Genomic DNA, 18945 nt, shown 5'->3' with positions numbered 1-18945 from the left:
CCCCGCGCACGCCGCCCGGCCAGGCAAGTTGGACACGAACAGCCGTGCGGCACCCTCGGCCCATGCGGCCTGCGCAGGTACGATGCGAAAACGGGGCAGCCGCCCCTGCGGCAACCACGGGGGCAGGGTTTGTGGGGGACGTGATGGATTTCGGCACGCAGAGTTCGCACGCCCCAGCCGATCTCGCCTGGCTGCGCGCCGTCGACGCCTACACCATGGGCGCATACGCGCAGGCCGAGGACGAGTTCCGGGCCGCGGTGCGGCAGGACCCCGGAATGGCCGACGCCTGGCTCGGCCTGCACGCACTCCGCGCCGACACCACGACCGCGCTGCTGCGGATGTACCGGCACCGCGACCGCTTCGGCGAGCAGCGCGCCCGCCACCACCGCACCCTGAACTCCTGGTACTGGCTGGGCTGGTGGGTTCAGCCGGTGCTGGAGACCAGCCGGGACCTGCTGCTCGCGCACGCCTCCCACTGGCTCGACGGCCGCCACGTACCCGAGCTCGACCGGGCCCTGGCCGGCTGCCCGCCCGTCGAGGCCGATCCGCAGGCGCGCTTTCTGCACGCCTGCCGGGCGTATCTGGTCAAGGACTGGGAGCAGCTGGTTCGGCACACCGAACCGCTGCTGGACGATCCGTTACTGGGCATCGAGGCGGGGCTGTTCGGCGGGATGGCCCGGGTGCGCCTGGAGATGTTCGGCCAGGCCGAACCGCTGCTCGCCGCCGCCCTGATGCGCTGCCGCAGCGAGCAGCCGCAGCGCAAGGAGCTGCGCTACTGGCTGGCCCGCGCCCATGAGGGCACCGGCCGCAGCGCCGCGGCGCTGCCCCTCTACCGCGCGGTGCACCGTATCGACCCGACGTTCATGGACACCTCGGCCCGGCTGGCGGCCATAGCCGAGGGCGACGGCCTGGACGAGACCGCGGATCTGGCCGCCGTATCGCTGGCCGGACTCGGCAGCCAGGACGCCGCCGAGGGCCGCGACGCCGCCACCGACCCCGACCCGCTGGTCACGGCCGATCCGCCGGACGGCCGCGAGCTGCGCACCACCGGCCCGGATCCGGAGGGCTCGCCGCTGGTGAGCTCCCCCGTGGTGGCCTCCGACGGCCCGCGCGAGCGGGTCGGCGTGCCCCCGCAGCCCGGCCCCTCCGACCCGGTCCTGCTGGAGAACGCGCTGCAGGAGCTGGAGCGCATGGTCGGCCTGGAGCCCGTCAAACGGCAGGTGCGGGCGCTGTCGGCGCAGCTCCATATGGCCCGGCTGCGCGCCGGACAGGGCCTCCCGGTCCAGCCGCCCAAGCGGCACTTCGTCTTCTCCGGCCCCTCCGGCACCGGCAAGACCACGGTCGCCCGGATCCTCGGCCGCGTCTTCTACGCGCTCGGACTGCTGGGCGGCGACCACCTGGTCGAAGCCGGGCGCGCCGATCTGGTCGGCGAGTATCTGGGCCAGACCGCCGTGAAGGCCAATGAGCTGATCGACTCGGCGCTCGGCGGGGTGCTGTTCGTGGACGAGGCGTACTCCCTGTCCAACTCCGGCTACAGCAAGGGCGACGCGTACGGCGACGAGGCGCTTCAGGTGCTGCTCAAGCGCGCCGAGGACAACCGCGACCGCCTCGTGGTGATCCTGGCCGGCTACCCCGAGGGCATGGACCGGCTGCTGGCCGCGAACCCCGGCCTCGGCTCGCGCTTCACGACGCGCGTCGACTTCCCCAGCTACCGCCCGCTGGAGCTCACCCGGATCGGCGAGGTGCTGGCCGCCGAGAACGGCGACATGTGGGACGAGGAGGCGGTGGAGGAACTGCGCTCCATCAGCGGGCACGTCGTGGACCAGGGCTGGATCGACGAGCTGGGCAACGGGCGGTTTCTGCGGACGCTGTACGAGAAGAGCTGCGCCTACCGGGATCTGCGGCTGTCCGGCTGGACCGGCGCGCCGACCCGCGAGGACCTGGCCACGCTGCGGCTGCCGGATCTGATGCAGGCCTACGGTGAGGTCCTTTCGGGCCGCGGCCCCATGTACCGCGACCCGCAGGACCCGCCGCTGGAGTGACCCGCCGCAGGCGCCGCGAAGCTCAGCCGACCATCGCCCGCTCCTCCTCCGACGAGGCCGCAGAAGCCGACTGCGCCGAGGGCGCCAGCTCGCCGCGGGGCTCGGCCACGCGGTCACGGGGCCCGGCCCGGTGGGCGGGGTCGCGTACCTCGCCCACCAGCATCTCCAGGACGTCCTCCAGGGCGACGAGCCCCAGCACCTTGCCCGAAGCGTCGGCGACGGCCGCCAGATGCGCCGCCGCCCGCCGCATCACGGTGAGCGCGTCGTCCAGCGGCAGTTCCGCCCGCAGCGTCCCGATCGGGCGCCACAGATGCTGGGGTACGGCCCGCTCCCGGGCCTCCAGGTCCAGCACGTCCTTCACATGCAGATAGCCCATGAAGGCCCCGCCGGCCCCGCGCACCGGGAAGCGGGAGTAGCCGGTCCGTACGGTCAGCTCCTCGATCTGTCGGGGCGTGACCGAGGGGTCGACGGTGACCAGGCCCGCCGGGTCGAGCAGGACGTCCGTGACCGGGCGGCTGCCCAGCTCCAGGGCGTCGGCAAGCCGCTCGTGCTCGCCCGGGTCGAGCAGCCCGGCCTGCCGGGAGTCCTCGACGAGGTGGGTCAGCTGCTCGCTGGTGAACACCGCCTCGACCTCGTCCTTGGGCTCCACCCGGAACAGCCGCAGCACCAGCCGGGCGCAGGCGCCGAGCAGCGCGGTGACCGGCCGGCAGAGCCGGGCGAAGGTGACGAGGCCGGGCCCGAGCCACAGCGCGGTCTTCTCGGGGGCCGCCATGGCCAGGTTCTTCGGCACCATCTCGCCGATGACCAGGTGCAGGCAGACCACCACCGCGAGCGCGATGGCGTAGCCGAGGGGGTGGACAAGACCGCTGGGCAGATGGACGGCGTGGAAGACCGGCTCCAGCAGATGCGCGACGGTCGGCTCGGCGACCGCGCCGAGCGTCAGCGAGCAGATGGTGATGCCGAACTGCGCGGCCGCCATCATCTGCGGCAGGTTCTCCAGGCCGGTGAGCACCGTACGGGCGCGGGCCGAGCCCTCGGCCGCGCGCGGCTCGATCTGGCTGCGGCGGACGGAGACGAGGGCGAACTCGGCGCCGACGAAGAAGCCGTTGGCGAGGACCAGGAGAGCGGCGAAGAGAAGTTGGACCAGACTCATCGTTCCGCCCCCCGCACGGCGCCGCCGGCGGCGCCGCTAGCCGTGAGTGTGCCGGTGGCGGCGGCCGCCTCGGCTCCGGTGCCGGTGCGTATGATCCGCACCCGCTCGGCCCGGTGGTGTCCGACCTGCCGGACCGAGAGCTTCCAGCCGGGCAGCTCGGCGGTGTCGCCGACGGCCGGGATCCGCGCGAGGAGGTCGGCGACCAGCCCGGCCACCGTCTCGTACGGCCCGTCCGGCGCCTCCAGGCCGATCCGGCGCAGGGTGTCGACGCGGCAGCCGCCGTCGGCCTCCCAGGCGGGGCGGCCGTCCTCGGCCGGGGCCGGCATGAGGTCCGGGGTGTCCGCGGCCTCGTCGTCGTGCTCGTCGCGCACCTCGCCGACCAGCTCCTCGACGATGTCCTCCAGGGTGACCACGCCCGCCGTACCGCCGTACTCGTCGACGACGACGGCTATCGGCTGCTCGCTGCGCAGCCGCTCCAGGAGCGGCTGGACGGGCAGCGTCTCGGGGACGAGCACCGGGGGCTGGGCGATCCGCGCGACCGAGGTGCGCAGCCGCTCCTCCGAGCGCACCGCGAGGGCGTCCTTGAGGTGCACCATGCCGACCACCTCGTCGAGGCGGTCGCGGTAGACGGGGAAGCGGGACAGCCCGGTGGCGCGGGTGAGGTTGAGCACATCCTCCGCGGTCGCCGAGGACTGCAGGGCGCTCACCCGCACGCGCGGGGTCATCACATGCTGCGCGGTCAGGTCGCCGAGGGAGAGGGTCCGTACGAACAGGTCGGCGGTGTCCTGCTCGATCGCGCCGGCCCGCGCGGAGTGGCGGGCCAGGGAGACCAGCTCACCGGGGGTGCGGGCGGAGGCCAGCTCCTCGGTGGGCTCGACGCCGAGCGCCCGCACCAGCCGGTTGGCGACCGTGTTGAGCAGGGAGATGACCGGGCGGAAGAAGCGCGCGAAGGCGTACTGCGGCCCGGCGACGAACCGCGCGACCTGAAGCGGCCGGGAGACGGCCCAGTTCTTGGGCACGAGCTCGCCGACGATCATCTGGACGGCGGAGGCGACCAGCATGCCCACGACGACCGCGACACCGGAGACGGCGCCGTGCGGCAGCCCGGTGGCGGTCAGCGGCGGGGTCAGCAGCTCACCGAGCGCCGGCTCCGCGAGCATGCCGACCACCAGGGAGGTGATGGTGATGCCGAGCTGGGTGCCAGAGAGCTGGAAGGACAGCTCGCGCAGGGACTCGACGACGGTGCCGGCCCGGCGGTCGCCCTCGGCGGCGGCGCGCTCGGCGTCCGGCCGCTCGACGGTGACCAGACCGAATTCGGCCGCCACGAAGAAGCCGTTGGCGAGGATCAATACGAGTGCTGCGGCGAGCAGCAGGAGGGACAGGGTGGTGCTCATGCCGCCGCCATCGGTTGATGAGGGGCGGCGCAGGTACTACAGGACGATCCGTCCATCTCTGGAGGGAGTCACTCCTCGGGTCGCAGGGGCCTGCCAGGGCGCGCACAACGGCGCGCGGACAGGTGGTACGGGCCGGGGCACTGGCAGCGCCCCCGCAACAGAGTAATCAAGGATCCGGCTTTCCGGGCAGGCCCCGGTACCCGGACAGGGCCGATCGGGCGGCGTCAGTGCGTGCCGTGCTGCTCGGCGAGCGCCCGCAGAGTGCGTGCGTCGTCGATGGCGCGGGCCTTGGCGATGCCGGGCTGGATGCCCATCGCGGCCAGGCTGGTGCCGTCGGAGAGGTCCAGGTAGACCCAGGGGTCACCGGGCCGCAGATTGACCCGGAGGACCTCCGCCCACGCCAGCCGGCGCTTGGTCGTCAGGTTGACGACGGTCACCCCGTCGGCGTCGGCGACCACCTTGGGCCGGCTGAGCAGCGCCAGCACCCCGAAGAACAGCAGACCGGTGAAGACGAAGCTCAGCTTCTCCCCCGGGCTCAGCCGCTCCAGGAGCAGCCCGATCGCGCTGAGGACGACGACCAGGGCGACCCCCGTGGTCAGCAGGACGGCCCGGGTGCGGGTCGGCCGGAAGGTGACGGGGAGGGCGGGGAGCCCGGCAGGGGGCTGCGCGGGCGCCGGCTCAGAGGCGGACACGTGGCGTGGGGTCTCTCCGTGAGAGGAACGGTGGGTCTGGTGCGGGGATGTCCGGGGCTCAGAGGCGGCAGGCGTGGATGCCGGTGGTCAGGATGGCCCGCGCCCCCAGGTCGTACAGCTCGTCCATGATCCGCTGGGCGTCCTTGGTGGGGACCATCGAGCGGACCGCGACCCAGCCCTCGTGGTGCAGCGGGGAGACGGTGGGCGACTCCAGGCCGGGGGTGAGGGCCACGGCCCGCTCCACCTGCTCGACGCGGATGTCGTAGTCCATCATCACGTAGCGGCGGGCCACCAGGACGCCCTGCATCCGGCGGAGGAACTGCTGGACCTTGGGGTCGTCGGCGGGGGCGCCGGTGCGGCGGATGACGACGGCCTCGGACTCCAGGATCGGCTCGCCGATGATCTCCAGACCGGCGTTGCGCAGGGTGGTGCCGGTCTCGACGACATCCGCGATGACCTCGGCCACACCGAGCTGGATGGCGGTCTCGACGGCGCCGTCGAGGTGTACGACGGCGGCGTCCACGCCGTTGTCCGCGAGGTGTTTGGTGACCAGGCCGGAGAAGGAGGTGGCGACCGTCATACCGCCGAACTCGCTGACGTCCTTCGCCGTACCGGGCCGGGTGGCGTAGCGGAAGGTGGAACCGGCGAAGCCGAGCTGCATGATCTCCTCGGCCTGGGAGCCGGAGTCGAGCAGCAGATCACGGCCGGTGATGCCGATGTCCAGGCGGCCGGAGCCGACGTACACGGCGATGTCGCGGGGGCGCAGGAAGAAGAACTCGACGTCGTTCTCGGAGTCGACGAGCACCAGTTCCCGACGGTCCTTGCGCTGCCGGTAGCCCGCCTCATGGAGCATCGCCGACGCAGGCTCGGACAGTGAACCCTTGTTGGGGACGGCGATGCGCAGCATGAGACCTTTTTCCTTACGTGGGCGAGGGTTGGGGCTGTGGGGCGTGCTCAGAGGTGAGCGTAGACGTCGTCGAGGGTCAGGCCCCGGGCGATCATCATCACCTGGAGGTGGTAGAGGAGCTGCGAAATCTCCTCGGCGGCCGCGGCGTCGCTCTCGTACTCCGCGGCCATCCACACCTCGGCGGCCTCCTCCACGACCTTCTTGCCGATGGCGTGCACACCCGACTGAAGCAGGTCGGCGGTGCGGGAGGTGGCGGGATCGGCCGTGAGGGCCTTCTGCTGAAGCTCGGCGAAGAGCTCCTCGAACGTCTTCTTGGGCATGATGCCCGTCATCCTACTGGGGTCGCGTGACCCGACTCGGCGCCAGGGTTACCCGGCTCGAGGCGCCAGGGTCAGGAGACCGACCGCAGGGTGACGACGGTGGCGACGGCCGCGGTGACGGCCTCGTGGCCCTTGTCCTCGTTCGACCCTTCGAGCCCGGCCCGGTCCAGGGCCTGCTCCTCGGTGTCGCAGGTCAGCACGCCGAAGCCGATGGGCACCCCGGTGTCCACGCTGACCTGGGTGAGGCCCTGGGTGACGCCCTGGCACACATAGTCGAAGTGGGGGGTGCCGCCGCGGATGACGACGCCCAGGGCCACGACCGCGTCGAAGCCGCGGTCGGCGAGGGCCTTGGCGGCCACCGGCAGCTCCCAGCTGCCCGGTACGCGCAGTACGGTCGGCTCGTCGATGCCCAGCTCGCGCAGGGCGCGCCGCGCCCCGTCGACGAGCCCGTCCATCACCTGGGCGTGCCACTGGGCGGCCACGACGGCCACGCGCAGGTCTCCGCCGTTCTCCACGGACAGCTGGGGGGCTCCCTTACCGCTCACGTCTACTTCTCTCCTTGGTGCGGGTGTTGCTCTGGTGCGGGTGTCGCTGGGGCTACGGGTACGGGGCTGCGGTTACTGATTGCCGCAGGCGGACATCGGCTGGGGGCGGCCGCTCTCCAGCCACGGCAGGTCGTGGCCCATACGGTCGCGCTTGGTGCGCAGATAGCGCAGGTTGTGCTCACCGGCCTGGACGGGCATCGGCTCCCGGCCGGTGACCCGCAGCCCGTGCCGGACCAGCGCCGCGGTCTTCTCCGGGTTGTTGGTCATCAGGCGCAGCGAGCGCACACCGAGGTCGGCGAGGATGCGGGCGCCGGCGGCGTAGTCGCGGGCGTCGGCGGGCAGGCCGAGTTCGAGGTTGGCGTCGAGGGTGTCGCGGCCCAGCTCCTGCAGCTCGTATGCGCGCAGCTTGGACAGCAGCCCGATGCCGCGGCCCTCGTGGCCGCGCAGATAGACCACCACGCCGCGCCCCTCGGCGGTGATCCGCTCCAGGGAGGCGTGCAGCTGGGGGCCGCAGTCGCAGCGCTGCGAGCCGAAGACATCGCCGGTCAGGCACTCGGAGTGGATACGGACCAGGACGTCCTCGCCGTCGCCGATGTCGCCCTGGACGAGGGCGATGTGCTCGACGCCGTCGGTGGTGGAGCGGTAGCCGTACGCCTGGAAGTCGCCGAAGGCGGTGGGCAGCCGGGTCTCGGCCTCGCGCCGCACGGTGGGCTCGATGGCCCTGCGGTAGGCGATCAGGGCCTCGATGGAGATGATCGCCAGCCCGTTCCGGCGGGCGAAGGCGACCAGTTCGGGCAGGCGCAGCATGGTGCCGTCGGGGCCCGCGATCTCGCAGATCGCGGCGGCCGGGCGCAGCCCCGCCAGCCGGGCGAGGTCGACACCGGCCTCGGTGTGGCCGTCGCGGGTGAGCACGCCGCCGTCGCGGGGGCGCAGCGGGAAGATATGGCCGGGGCGCGCGAAGTCCTCGGGGGTGGAGTGCGGATCGGCCAGCAGGCGCAGGGTGGTGGAGCGGTCGGCGGCGGAGATGCCGGTGCCGACACCGTGTTCGGCGGTGGCGTCGACCGAGACGGTGAAGGCGGTGCGCATGGACTCGGAGTTCTCCTCGACCATCTGCGGCAGCCGCAGCCGGTCGAGGTCGGCGGCGTCCAGGGTGGCGCAGATCAGCCCGCGGCACTCGCTCATCATGAAGGCGACGATCTCGGGCGTGGCCTTCTCGGCGGCGACGATGAGGTCGCCCTCGTTCTCCCGGTCCTCGTCGTCCACGACCACGACGGGGCGCCCGGCGGCGATCTCGGCAATCGCCCGCTCGACGGAGTCGAGGGACAGTTCGTCGGGCCATTCGGGAGCGCTCTGCGGGCTCGGCACGGCCTGCACGCTCTGTACGGGGGTCATGTGTCGCTGCTTCCTGGTGGTCGTGCCGTCCTTGCTGTTCGTGCTGTCCAGGGACGTCTGGGCGTCGCTGACGGGGGCGGTCATGCGACGGCCTCCTCGTCCGTGCCGGCCGGGGCGCCCGCGCCCTTCCCAAGCAGCCGCTCGACGTACTTGGCGAGCACGTCCACTTCGAGGTTGACGGGGTCGCCGGCCTGCTTGACGCCCAGGGTGGTCAGGGCGAGGGTCGTCGGGATGAGGCTGACGGTGAAGTAGTCGGGGCCCGCGTCGACGACGGTCAGGCTGATGCCGTCGACCGTGATGGAGCCCTTCTCGACGACATAGCGGCTCAGATCGGCGGGGAGCGAGATCTTGACGATCTCCCAGTGCTCGGAGAGCTTGCGCTCGATGACGGTGCCGGTGCCGTCGACATGACCCTGCACCAGGTGGCCGCCCAGGCGCCCGCCGAGCGCCATCGGGCGCTCCAGGTTGACGCGGGAGCCGACGGCGAGGGCGCCGAGGCTGGAGCGGTTCAGGGTCTCGGCCATGACGTCGGCGGAGAACCGGCCGTCCTCGAGGTCGACGACGGTGAGGCAGACGCCGTTGACGGCGATGGAGTCGCCGTGCTTGGCGCCTTCGGTGACGACGGGGCCGCTGACCAGGAAGCGGGACGCGTCGCCCAGGTTCTCGACGGCGACGATCTCGCCCAGTTCTTCGACGATTCCGGTGAACATTCAGCTCTCCTCGGGTGCGGCAGGGGCGGTGGGCGCCGGCACGGCGGTGATGCGCAGGTCGGGACCGAGCCTGGTGACGTCGGTCAGCTCGAGGCGCAACGCCTGCGTGATGGTGGTGATTCCGGCGTCGGCGAGGGCGGGGGCGCCGGCGCCGAGCAGTGCGGGGGCGAGATAGCCGACGACCTTGTCGACGGCGCGGGCGGCCAGGAACGCCCCGGCGAGCGTGGGGCCGCCCTCCAGCAGGACCGAGCGGATCCCGCGGCCGTGGAGCTCGCCGAGCAGCGCCGGGATGTCCAGGCCCGGCCCGGACGCGGCGCGCGGCAGCCGTACGGTCTCGGCGCCCGCCAGCCGTACGGCGGGGGCGTCTTCGGCGACGGCGACGAGGGTGGGCGCGGTGCCGTCCAGGACCCGGGCGTCCGGGGCGATGGTGGCCTTGCTGTCGAGGACGACGCGCAGCGGCTGCCGGGCGCCGCCTCGGCCACGTACGGCGAGATGCGGATCGTCGGCGCGCAGGGTGCCGGAGCCGACCAGCACGGCGTCCGACTCGGCGCGCAGCCGGTGCACATCGGCGCGGGAGGCGGCGGAGGTGATCCACCGGCTGGTGCCGTCGGCGGCGGCGCTGCGCCCGTCCAGGGTCGCGGCGTACTTCCACAGCACGAAGGGGCGGCCGAACCGCATCGAGGTCAGCCAAGCCTCGTTGACCGCGGCGGCCTGGTCGGCGAGCAGTCCGCTCTCGACGGCGGTCCCGGCGGCGGCCAGGGTGGCGGCCCCGCCGGCGGCCTTGGCGTTGGGGTCGGCGACCGCGTAGACGACGCGGACGATCCCGGCGTCCAGCAGCGCCTGGGCGCAGGGGCCGGTGCGGCCGGTGTGGTTGCAGGGTTCGAGGGTGACGACGGCGGTGCCGCCGCGGGCCCGCTCACCGGCCGCGCGCAGGGCGTGGACCTCGGCGTGCGGTCCGCCGGCCTGCTGGTGCCAGCCCTCGCCCGCGGTACGGCCGTCGGCGTCGAGGATGACGCAACCGACCACGGGGTTGGGGCTGGTGTGGCCGAGGCCCCGGGCGGCGAGCACTACGGCACGGCGCATCGCTTCGGCTTCGGCGGTGGTGGCCACCGGGTCCTCCTGCCTCTTCGGGCACGGACTCCGGGGCTGTCGAGATGACAGAAGCGGAAAGACGACACCGGGGAACGCCTGGGCCGGGATCCGGTCCGCCACAAAAAGCGGGCCGCCGAGCACGGCGCACCGGTGCACTACTCCCGCCGCGCACTGCCTCCCATCCGGACTTTCACCGTCGGTCCAGGAATTTCACCTGGTCAACCGGCCGCTGGCAGCGGACGGGTCGCGGACTGTAACCGCCGGTTCGGATTTTCACCGACCCCGGAGTGCGCTGACGTCACTGGTACGGCCCCAGTGTGCCATGGGACATCGGCACAGCTGGGGCCGCGGGAGTGTGGCTTGCCTCACCCGTCCGTCAACCAGTGGTGGCGATGCTGTCAAGCTGCTCGACGGCCGGCCGCAGCGCCCACAGGTCGCCGCCGGGCGGTGCCTGGAGCGCGGGGAGCGCCGCCTTGGCCTTGCGGTCGCCCGCGTCGGCCGCCGCGTGCACGATGTCGCTGGCCGCGTAGGCGCGGAAGTCCAGCTCCGGGTACGGCCAGGGCTTGGCCCCGGTGGCCGCGGGGAGCAGCACGTCGACGGCCTTGAAGAGGTTCGCTCCGTCCGGCCCCGTGTAGTGCCACAGGTCCACGCCGACGTGCTCGCCGACGGCCGCGAGGCGGGTGAAGGCGACGAGGTTGAAGGTCGAGTAGTGGAAGCTGCGGGTGCGGGAGAGCTCGCCGGGCTGGGTGCCGTCCGCCGCGATCTGGGCGTCCACGCGCTCGGTGCGGGCCTCGCGGACGACCTGGCGGGCCAGGTCCCGGTCGCCCACGGCGGCGGCGATGGCGGCGATCTGCATGTCGGCGAACGTGCCGTGGTTGTTCTTGGCGGCGCTCTCCTCCTTGCCGAAGTCGCTGTTCACCAGCCAGTCCAGGAACTGCTTGTTCCAGGTGCGGAAGCCGCCGTGGTCGCCGCGGGACCAGCCGGGGGCGCCGGTGTCGAGGATGGCGGCGGCGTCCAGCAGGCTGGTGAAGCCCTGAGAGAAGTCGATGATGCCGATCGAGCGGCCGTCGTACTTGCAGGGGATGAACTGGGCGTGGTTGAGGCTGGGGTTCATCCGGGTCGCGGGGTCGACGAACCAGGTGCGCAGGATCTCGGCGGCGTGCTCGGCGTAGCCGCGCTTACCGGTGTAGTACCAGGCCAGGGAGAGCTCATAGGCGGACTCGAAGACCTTGCCCACCTCGGGACGGTCCGTCATCTTGTCCACATCGGGGTTCCGTTGGCCATCCTTCTGAACGTAGGGGCAGCCGTACGGATTGTCTTCGGTCTTCGGCTGGGTGGGCCACCAGTACGGGGCCTGGCTGAAGTAGTCGTGCTTGTCGCCGCTGGGCGGCACCTGGTCCTTGTCGGTGACCGTCCAGGGGCCCTGGTTCATCCACTGGTCGGCCTGGGCGGTCAGATCGCGTACGGTCCGCTTCAGCCGCGCGTCTCCCAACTGCAGCTTCGCCTTGGTCACGGCCAGCCGCGGGCCGTCGAGCACCACGGTCTTGGGCACCGGGGCCGGATGGCGGGCGGGTTCGGCGCCCTGGGCGGAGGGGGCGGCGGGGAGGGCGAACACTGCGAAAAGCGCGGCGAGGGCGACGGCGGCGCGGGCGATCGGCCCACGTGCCGGAGAGGATGCACCCATCGAGGGACCCCAATCAGCTATCTGAACAGAATTCAGGAGCGCGATCGTGGGTCAGGCTATGCGGAGGCCATGCTCACGACAAGGGATCGCGCATAACTCCGCGGCGGCGAGAAGAGGCGGGAGGACGGATGAGGAGAGGAGAGGCGAGGGGGCGGCGTGGCACCGGGCCGCGGACCGGCTAAGGGGCGCGGACCGGCTAAGGGGCGCCGAACAGCTGGTTCTGGGCGGCATCCGTGGCGGTCAGGACCGCGCCCCGCAGCACCCCGCCGCCGCCCACCACCCCGGCCCGCACCTGGGTGCGCAGCGGCGACATGCCCCGCAGCCGGTCCTCCACGCGGCGCGCCAGGGCGGCGCCCCCGGCCCGGCCCACCTCTCCGCCGAGCACCACACAGCCCGGGTCGAGCACCGCGCACACCGCGGCCGCCCCCACCGCGATCCGGCCCGCGAGCGCGTCCAGGAACGGCTCGCCCCGCTCCCCCTCGTTCACCGCCGCCCGCACGACCGCCTCCGCCGCGCGCGCGTCGTCCGCCGGGTCGGCCGACAGCCCCAGGTCGCGGGCGAGTTCACAGACCGCGGGGCTGCTCGCGAGCGAGTGGAAGCCGCCGTCGCAGGCGGTCGCGGACGGCAGCCCGGACGTCCACGGCACCGGCATGAAGCCGATCTCCCCCGTCCCCCCGGAGGCCCCGCGTCTGAGCACCCGGTCGAGCACGACGGCCGCGCCGACGCCATGGCCCAGCCACAGCAGTACGAAGGTGTCCCGGTCGCGGACCACACCGAGCCGCTGCTCGGCGACGGCGGCCAGATTGACCTCGTTCTCCAGTAGCACCGGCGCCCCGAGGGCGCCGTGCAGGGCCGCGCTCAGCTCACGGTGCCAGCGGGGCAGGGCGTCGGTGGCGGCGAGCTCACCGGTCGCCGGATCGACGAGCCCCGGGGCGCCGATGCCGATGTGGTGCAGCCGCTCGGCCCCGGCCTCCCGGGCGGTGCGCCGCACCAGGTCCACCGTGGCCTCGGCGGCCCGCGCGGGCTCGACGTCGGCGGCGACCGGCAGCGACGCCTCGGCGATGGTGTTGCCCAGCAGATCGGCCACGCACACCGCCACGCTCCGCGCGCGGACGTCCACGCCCGCCACATGCGCGCTGTCGGCGACGATGCCGTACACCCGGGCGTTGGGCCCCCGGCGCTCGGCGCCCGTCTCCCCCACCACGGCGATCAGCCCGGCGTCCCGCAGCCGCTCCACGAGGTCCGCGATGGTGGGCCGGGACAGCCCGGTCAGGTTCTTGAGCTGGCCGGCGGTCAGTGGCCCCTCATCCTTGAGGAGGTGCAGTGCGAGGCGGTCGTTGATCGCCCGCGCCGTACTCGGAGAGGCGATACGGCCCGCCAGGGGCACGCGCGTCGACGTCATGGCGGGATCCTTTCAGAGGCACCGCTCATATGGACTCTATCTATCAGGGAGCCTTCCTGATAGTTTCCTTGGTCGAATCGCGTCTCCAGACGGTCTCCAGAAGGTCTCCGGAAGGGTGGGCAGCGGGGTATGGACAGCGATATGGACGCGAAAGCGCTACGCCGGGCGCGGGTGGCCGTGGCGACCGTATTCGCCGTCCACGGCGCGGTCACCGGCAACTTCGCCACCCGCGTCCCCTGGATCCAGGAGCAGCTGGACCTCAGCGCGGGCCTGCTCGGCCTCGCCCTCGTCTTTCCTGCGATCGGGGCCTCCGTCGCGATGCCCCTGGCCGGGCGGATCAGCCACCGCTTCGGCGCCCGCACCGCCCTGCGCGGACTGATCGCGCTGTGGTGTCTGTCGCTGGTGCTGCCCCCGCTCGCGCCCGGCCTGGTCTGGCTGTGCGCGGCGCTGTTCGTCTACGGCGCCTCGGCCGGGATGGCCGATGTCGCCATGAACGCACTCGGCGTGGAGATCGAGACACGGCTGGGCCGCTCCATCATGTCCGGGCTGCACGGCATGTGGAGCGTCGGAGCACTCCTCGGCTCGGCGGCCGGCACGCTCGCCGCCCACGCCGACGCGGACGCCCGGCTGCATCTCGGCCTCGCCGCCGCCGTGCTCACCGTGATCGGCGCGGTCGTCTGCCGCTGGGTGCTCGATCTGCGCAGCGCCCCCCAGGAGCACCCGCCGCCCCGCTTCGCCCTGCCGCCCCGCTCGGCGCTGATCATCGGCGCGGTCGGCTTCTGCGCGGTGTTCGCCGAGGGCGCGAGCCTGGACTGGTCGGCGGTCTATCTCCGGGACGTCCTGGACTCCTCCCCCGCCCTCGCCGCCGCCTGCACCACGGCCTTCTCCTGCACCATGGCCGCGGCCCGGCTCGTCGGCGACGCGGTGGTGGGGCGCTTCGGCGCGGTGCGGACCGTACGGGTGGGCGGCGTCCTGTCCACGGCCGGCGGTGTGCTGATCGTGACCGCCAACGGCCCCGCCCTCGCCATCGCCGGATTCGGCCTGCTCGGCCTGGGCGTCGCGGTGGTCGTCCCGCTCGCCTTCGCGGCGGCCGGGCGCAGCGGGCCGAATCCCAGCCAGGCCATCGCGGGCGTCGCCACGATCACGTACACCTCGGGGCTGATCGCCCCGGCCGCGATGGGCTCGATCGCCGACGCGACATCGCTGACGGCCTCGTTCGGTGTGGTGGCGGTGCTGACGCTGGGGTTGGTGGTGGGAGCGGGCGTGCTGCGGAGCGCGTCGTCCGAGCACGCGGGCGCGGCGGCGCGCGACGGGCACACGGACGCCGCGGCGCCGAGCACTACGCCGCACTGACGGGGCGCGAGGCGCCCCTTTCCCGCTACGCCGCTCCGTCGCGTGGGGGCGTGGCCCGCCGCAGCCAGGCGTGATTTCGGCCGGGGCCGAAGTGTCCGGGGCGCATGATGGGCGTATGTCGCAGCCCCATTCCCGCGGTCCGCAGCTCGCCCGGTTCGCCGCGCTGCTCGCGGACGAGACCCGCGCGTCGTTCTGTCTGGCGCTGCTCGACGGGCGGGCCTGGACCGCCGGGGAGCTGGCGCGGCTCGCCGGGGTGGCCCCGTCGACCACGAGCGAACATCTGAGCCGGCTGGTCGAGGGCGGTCTGCTGGCGGAGGAGCGGCAGGGCAGGCACCGCTACGTACGGCTGGCGGGGCCGCAGATCGCGCAGCTGATCGAGGACCTGTCCGGCCACGCCGCTCCGCCGCCCGCGCCCCGGACGCTGGGCGCCGCCGGCGCCGGTGCGGCCATGGCGCGGGCCCGGACCTGCTACGACCATCTCGCCGGGCGGCTCGGCACGGCCATCACCGACGCGCTGCTGGAGCGGGGGCTGCTCCAGGCCGTGACGGGCTTCTCGCTGACCGACGCCGGTCTGGTGTGGTTCCGGGACCTGGGCGTCGATCTGACGGGCGCGCCGCGCGGCCGTCGGCCGATGGCCCGCAGTTGCCTGGACTGGACCGAGCGCAGACCGCATCTGGCGGGCGTGGCGGGGGCCGCGCTGTGCCGGCACGCACTGGACGCGGGGTGGTGTGTGCGGATCGGCAGCCAGCGGGCGCTGCGGGTCAGCGAGGACGGACAGCGGGCGCTGCACGACCTGCTGGGCGTGCGCGTCGCTGACCTGCAGGATCTTTAATCGTCGGCCTCCGGGATCTCTATCGCCGGCCTCCAGGATCTTTAGGGGGATGAAACACACTTTCGACCCACTAACATTGCTGCGATCCCCCTGAGCAATGAAGTGGAGCACAACCATGGGCCTCGGCGTGCGCTGGACCCTGCACGGCGACGGGCGTACGCCCGCCCCCGGAGCCGTCGTCAAGCCGGATGAGCGGCTGTCCTGGCCCAGGACGGCGGGTCTTGGCGCACAGCACGTCGTGGCGATGTTCGGGGCGAGCTTCGTGGCCCCCGTGCTGATGGGTCTCGACCCCAATCTCGCGATCATGATGTCCGGGGTCGCGACCATCCTGTTCCTGCTGGCGACCCGCGGCCGGGTGCCCAGCTACCTGGGCTGCAGCCTCTCCTTCGTCGGCGTCGCCGCCGTGATCAGGGCGCAGGGCGGTGGCAGCGCCGCCATCACCGGCGCGATTCTCGTGGTCGGCGGGGTGCTGTTCCTCAGCGGTCTGGCGGTCCGCAAGTTCGGCGCGCGCATCATCCACGCGGCGATGCCGCCGGTGGTCACGGGCGCGGTGGTGATGCTGATCGGCTTCAACCTCGCGCCGGTGACGGCGAACACATACTGGCCCGCCGACCAGTGGACCGCGCTGCTGACCATGCTCTTCACCGGTCTCGCCGTGGTCTGTCTGCGCGGCTTCTGGTCGCGTATCGCGATCTTCCTGGGCCTGGTCTTCGGCTATGCGATCTCCTGGCTCTTCGACCGCGTCTTCGGCAAGATCCACTCACTGGACGGCAGCGGACGGGCCACCGACCACTGGCGGCTCGACCTGTCCGGGGTGTCCAAGGCGGACTGGATCGGACTGCCCTCCGTCCACGCGCCCAGCCTCCAGTGGTCGGCCATCCTGGTCGCCCTGCCGGTCGTCATCGCGCTGATCGCCGAGAACGCCGGGCATGTGAAGGCGGTCAGCGAGATGACCGGCGACCCGCTCGACGACACCCTCGGCACCGCCATCGCGGCGGACGGCGCGGCCACCATGCTCTCCACGGCGGTCGGCGGCCCGGCCAACACCACGTACTCCGAGAACATCGGCGTCATGGCGGCCTCCCGTGTCTACTCCACCGCCGCCTACTGGGCCGCGGCCGGCTTCGCCCTGCTCTTCGGGCTGTGCCCCAAGTTCGGGGCGGTCGTCGCGGCGATACCCGGCGGCGTGCTGGGCGGGATCACCGTCATCCTGTACGGCATGATCGGGCTGCTCGGCGCCCAGATCTGGGTGCACAACAAGGTGGATCTGCGCAATCCGCTCAATCTGGTGCCGGTCGCGGCCGGTGTGGTCATCGGCGTCGGCGGGGTCAGCCTCAAGGTCAGCGACAACTTCGAGCTCAGCGGGATCGCGCTGGGCACGGTCGTCGTGCTCAGCGGCTACCACCTGCTGCGCGCGCTGGCCCCGGCCCATATGAAGCGGGAGGAACCGCTGCTGGACTCGGGCACCAGCGCGTACGACGACGAACCGGCGGCGGCCGAGACCGCCACCAAAGCCTGAGGGCCTGAAGGGCCTGAGGCCCTGTGCCTCTGAGGCCCTGTGCCTCTGAGGAGGGCGCGCGGCGCTATCCGTGCGCCGCGAGGTCCTGGAGGCCCACCACCCGCAGCAGCTCAAGACGCTCGTACGACTCGGTGCCCGGGCGGGCCGAGTGGACGATGAGCCGCTGGGCGTGTTCGGAGCTCAGCAGCACCTCGCACTCCAGCTCGAGCAGCCCCACCACCGGGTGCAGAAAACGCTTGACCGCCGAGCGCCGCACCGCGACCTCGTGCGCCTCCCACAGCGCGGCGAACTCCTCGCTGGCCGCCCGCAGCTCGGCGACGAGCGCCGCCGGTGCGGGGTCGTCGGGGCGGGCGGCCAGCACGGCCCGGAGGCTCGCGACATGGGACCGCGCATGCTCCTCCTGGTCCTCGGGCGGGACGAGCCGACGCATGTCCGGGTCGGTGAAGTAGCGGCGGATCATGTTCCGCCGGCCCGGCGGCCGGGCGCTGACGTCGCCGGACAGGGCGGCGGCCATCGGGTTCTGAGCCAGCACCTCGCCCCAGTCGTTGACCACCATCGCCGGGGTGTCGTACAGCCGGTCCAGGACCAGCAGCAGACCGGGCCGCACATGCCCGGAGGACGACCGGTCGCGCGGCGGCTCCTCCCCCACCAGATGGAAGAGGTGGTCCCGCTCGTCGTCGGTGAGCCGCAGCGCGCGGGCCAGCGCGGTCAGCATCTGCCGGGACGGGCGCGGGCTGCGGGCCTGCTCCAGACGGGTGTAGTAGTCGGTGGACATACCGGTCAGCTGGGCCACCTCCTCGCGGCGCAGCCCCGGGGTGCGGCGGCGCGCGCCCGGGCCGAGCCCGACGTCGGCGGGTGAGAGCCGGGTGCGGCAGCGGCGCAGGAAGTCGGCGAGTTGAGTGCGGTCCACGCCTCAAGGATCGCCGGTCCCCGGCTCCTCATCCAGGGTCTGCCAATCCCTGGATCGGCGGTGCTCTCCCGGTCGGCCGCGGACTCCCGCAGGGTCGGAGCCGACGAACACCGATAAGAGGAGTCAGGACATGCTGACGTTGGTGACCGGGGTGACCGGCCGGGTGGGACAGCGGTTCACGCCACGGCTGCTGCAGTGGCGCGCGCCCGGCGACGAGGTACGGGTGCTGGTGCGCGACGAGGCGAAGGGCGCGCCCTTCGCCGCGCTGGGCGCGCAGGTGGCGGTCGGCGATGTGCGCGAGGAGCAGGACGTGCGCAAGGCGCTGACCGGGGTGGACGCGGTGGTCAACGTGGCGGCGGCGTTCCGGGGGGCGCCGGACGAGGAGGCGTGGGCGGTCAACCGCGACGCGGCCCTCGGCCTCGCCCGCGCCGCCCTGGAGGCGGGCGCCTCGCGCTTCGTCCAGGTCAGCACCAATCTGGTCTACGGCCTCGGGCGCGGCCGGCCGCTGGTGGAGGACGACGAGTCGGTGCCGGGCGGGGATATGTGGGGCGCGTACCCCGCGTCCAAGGCCGAGGCCGAGCAGGGGCTGCTGGAGCTGCACCGCGAGCGCGGGCTCGACGTCCGGATCGGCAGCCTGCCCTTCGTATACGGCGAGGGCGACCCGCATCTGGCGGAGTCGCTGCGCTGGGCGGGGCAGTGGGCGGGCCATCAGCGGCTGCAGATGGCGCATCACGCGGATGTGGCGCGGGGGCTGGTGCGGCTGCTGACCGCGCCGGGCGTGGCCGGGCGGAAGTACAACATCGTCGATGACGCGCCCGTCACGGCGGTGGATCTGCACCGGGTCAACGGCGTTCCGCTGCCGGAGGGCATGGCGGACCGCGCCGACCCCGACCCCTGGTTCGGAGTGTGCTCCAACGCCCGGCTCCGCGCCGAGCTGGGCTGGCGGCCCCTGTACCCGACGCTGTGGACGGCCCTCGACGCGGGGGCGCTGTGACGGG

At 72.9% G+C, this 18945-nt stretch carries 17 protein-coding genes and 1 riboswitch; of the genes, 5 read left to right on the top strand and 12 right to left on the bottom strand.

What is annotated here, in order from left to right:
* Positions 1–143: 143 nt before the first annotated feature.
* Complete coding sequence (locus ACFV2X_RS30265; protein ID WP_385622391.1) at positions 144–2042, top strand: AAA family ATPase; 1899 nt, start codon at positions 144–146, stop codon at positions 2040–2042.
* Positions 2043–2064: 22 nt separating this feature from the next.
* Here the strand turns inward: ACFV2X_RS30265 and ACFV2X_RS30260 are convergent, their stop codons facing one another.
* The 11 genes from ACFV2X_RS30260 to ACFV2X_RS30210 all read right to left on the bottom strand — a co-directional run bounded on the left by ACFV2X_RS30260 (position 2065) and on the right by ACFV2X_RS30210 (position 13333).
* Positions 2065–3195, bottom strand: coding sequence for a hemolysin family protein (locus ACFV2X_RS30260; protein ID WP_385622389.1), 1131 nt, complete (start codon positions 3193–3195; stop codon positions 2065–2067).
* Positions 3192–4589, bottom strand: a complete 1398-nt coding sequence (locus ACFV2X_RS30255) for a hemolysin family protein (protein ID WP_385622387.1) — start codon at positions 4587–4589, stop codon at positions 3192–3194. The genes ACFV2X_RS30260 and ACFV2X_RS30255 overlap by 4 nt, the downstream gene beginning before the upstream one ends.
* Positions 4590–4813: 224 nt before the next feature.
* Positions 4814–5281 (bottom strand): PH domain-containing protein, encoded by a 468-nt coding sequence (locus ACFV2X_RS30250; protein WP_385622385.1) that lies wholly within the window; start codon positions 5279–5281, stop codon positions 4814–4816.
* 58 nt (positions 5282–5339) lie between these two features.
* Entirely contained in the window at positions 5340–6188 is an 849-nt protein-coding gene (gene hisG / locus ACFV2X_RS30245) for an ATP phosphoribosyltransferase (protein ID WP_089510315.1), read from the bottom strand.
* A gap of 47 nt (positions 6189–6235) precedes the next feature.
* Positions 6236–6508: a phosphoribosyl-ATP diphosphatase gene (locus tag ACFV2X_RS30240; protein ID WP_014174926.1), complete on the bottom strand. Its 273-nt coding sequence runs from the start codon at positions 6506–6508 to the stop codon at positions 6236–6238.
* Positions 6509–6579: 71 nt separating this feature from the next.
* Positions 6580–7053, bottom strand: a complete 474-nt coding sequence (gene ribH / locus ACFV2X_RS30235) for a 6,7-dimethyl-8-ribityllumazine synthase (RefSeq protein WP_385622382.1) — start codon at positions 7051–7053, stop codon at positions 6580–6582.
* A gap of 72 nt (positions 7054–7125) precedes the next feature.
* Positions 7126–8445 carry a bifunctional 3,4-dihydroxy-2-butanone-4-phosphate synthase/GTP cyclohydrolase II gene (locus ACFV2X_RS30230; RefSeq protein WP_385622443.1) on the bottom strand — a complete coding sequence of 440 codons (1320 nt, stop codon included), beginning with the start codon at positions 8443–8445 and terminating at the stop codon, positions 7126–7128.
* An 80-nt stretch (positions 8446–8525) separates the two neighbouring features.
* Entirely contained in the window at positions 8526–9155 is a 630-nt protein-coding gene (locus tag ACFV2X_RS30225; protein ID WP_385622380.1) for a riboflavin synthase, read from the bottom strand.
* A complete protein-coding gene (ribD, locus tag ACFV2X_RS30220; protein ID WP_385622378.1) occupies positions 9156–10265 on the bottom strand; it encodes a bifunctional diaminohydroxyphosphoribosylaminopyrimidine deaminase/5-amino-6-(5-phosphoribosylamino)uracil reductase RibD in 1110 nt (369 codons plus the stop codon).
* A gap of 146 nt (positions 10266–10411) precedes the next feature.
* Positions 10412–10542: riboswitch (FMN riboswitch) on the bottom strand.
* Between the two features lie 81 nt (positions 10543–10623).
* On the bottom strand, positions 10624–11931 hold the full coding sequence (locus tag ACFV2X_RS30215; protein ID WP_385622376.1) for an alginate lyase family protein: 1308 nt from the start codon (positions 11929–11931) through the stop codon (positions 10624–10626).
* A 196-nt stretch (positions 11932–12127) separates the two neighbouring features.
* Entirely contained in the window at positions 12128–13333 is a 1206-nt protein-coding gene (locus ACFV2X_RS30210; RefSeq protein ID WP_385622374.1) for an ROK family transcriptional regulator, read from the bottom strand.
* A gap of 141 nt (positions 13334–13474) precedes the next feature.
* Here ACFV2X_RS30210 and ACFV2X_RS30205 point away from each other — a divergent pair, with 141 nt between their 5' ends.
* The 3 genes from ACFV2X_RS30205 (at position 13475) to ACFV2X_RS30195 (ending at position 17037) form a co-directional block, all read left to right on the top strand.
* A complete protein-coding gene (locus ACFV2X_RS30205) occupies positions 13475–14686 on the top strand; it encodes an MFS transporter (RefSeq protein WP_385622371.1) in 1212 nt (403 codons plus the stop codon).
* 115 nt (positions 14687–14801) lie between these two features.
* Positions 14802–15518, top strand: coding sequence for an ArsR/SmtB family transcription factor (locus ACFV2X_RS30200; protein WP_385622368.1), 717 nt, complete (start codon positions 14802–14804; stop codon positions 15516–15518).
* A 115-nt stretch (positions 15519–15633) separates the two neighbouring features.
* Positions 15634–17037: a uracil-xanthine permease family protein gene (locus ACFV2X_RS30195; RefSeq protein WP_385622441.1), complete on the top strand. Its 1404-nt coding sequence runs from the start codon at positions 15634–15636 to the stop codon at positions 17035–17037.
* A gap of 64 nt (positions 17038–17101) precedes the next feature.
* On the opposite strand, the gene ACFV2X_RS30190 is transcribed toward ACFV2X_RS30195, so the two are convergent.
* The gene (locus ACFV2X_RS30190; protein ID WP_385622365.1) at positions 17102–17947 is read right to left on the bottom strand and encodes a helix-turn-helix transcriptional regulator; all 846 of its coding nucleotides are present in this window, start codon (positions 17945–17947) and stop codon (positions 17102–17104) included.
* A gap of 130 nt (positions 17948–18077) precedes the next feature.
* On the opposite strand from ACFV2X_RS30190, the gene ACFV2X_RS30185 reads away from it, so the two are divergent.
* The gene (locus tag ACFV2X_RS30185) at positions 18078–18941 is read left to right on the top strand and encodes an NAD-dependent epimerase/dehydratase family protein (RefSeq protein WP_385622363.1); all 864 of its coding nucleotides are present in this window, start codon (positions 18078–18080) and stop codon (positions 18939–18941) included.
* The last annotated feature ends 4 nt before the right edge of the window (positions 18942–18945 follow it).

This window comes from Streptomyces sp. NPDC059679 (assembly GCF_042734105.1).
GTDB lineage: Bacteria > Actinomycetota > Actinomycetes > Streptomycetales > Streptomycetaceae > Streptomyces.
The sequence above is the reverse complement of the archived record's forward strand: the minus strand, read 5'-3'. Positions and strand labels throughout refer to the sequence as shown.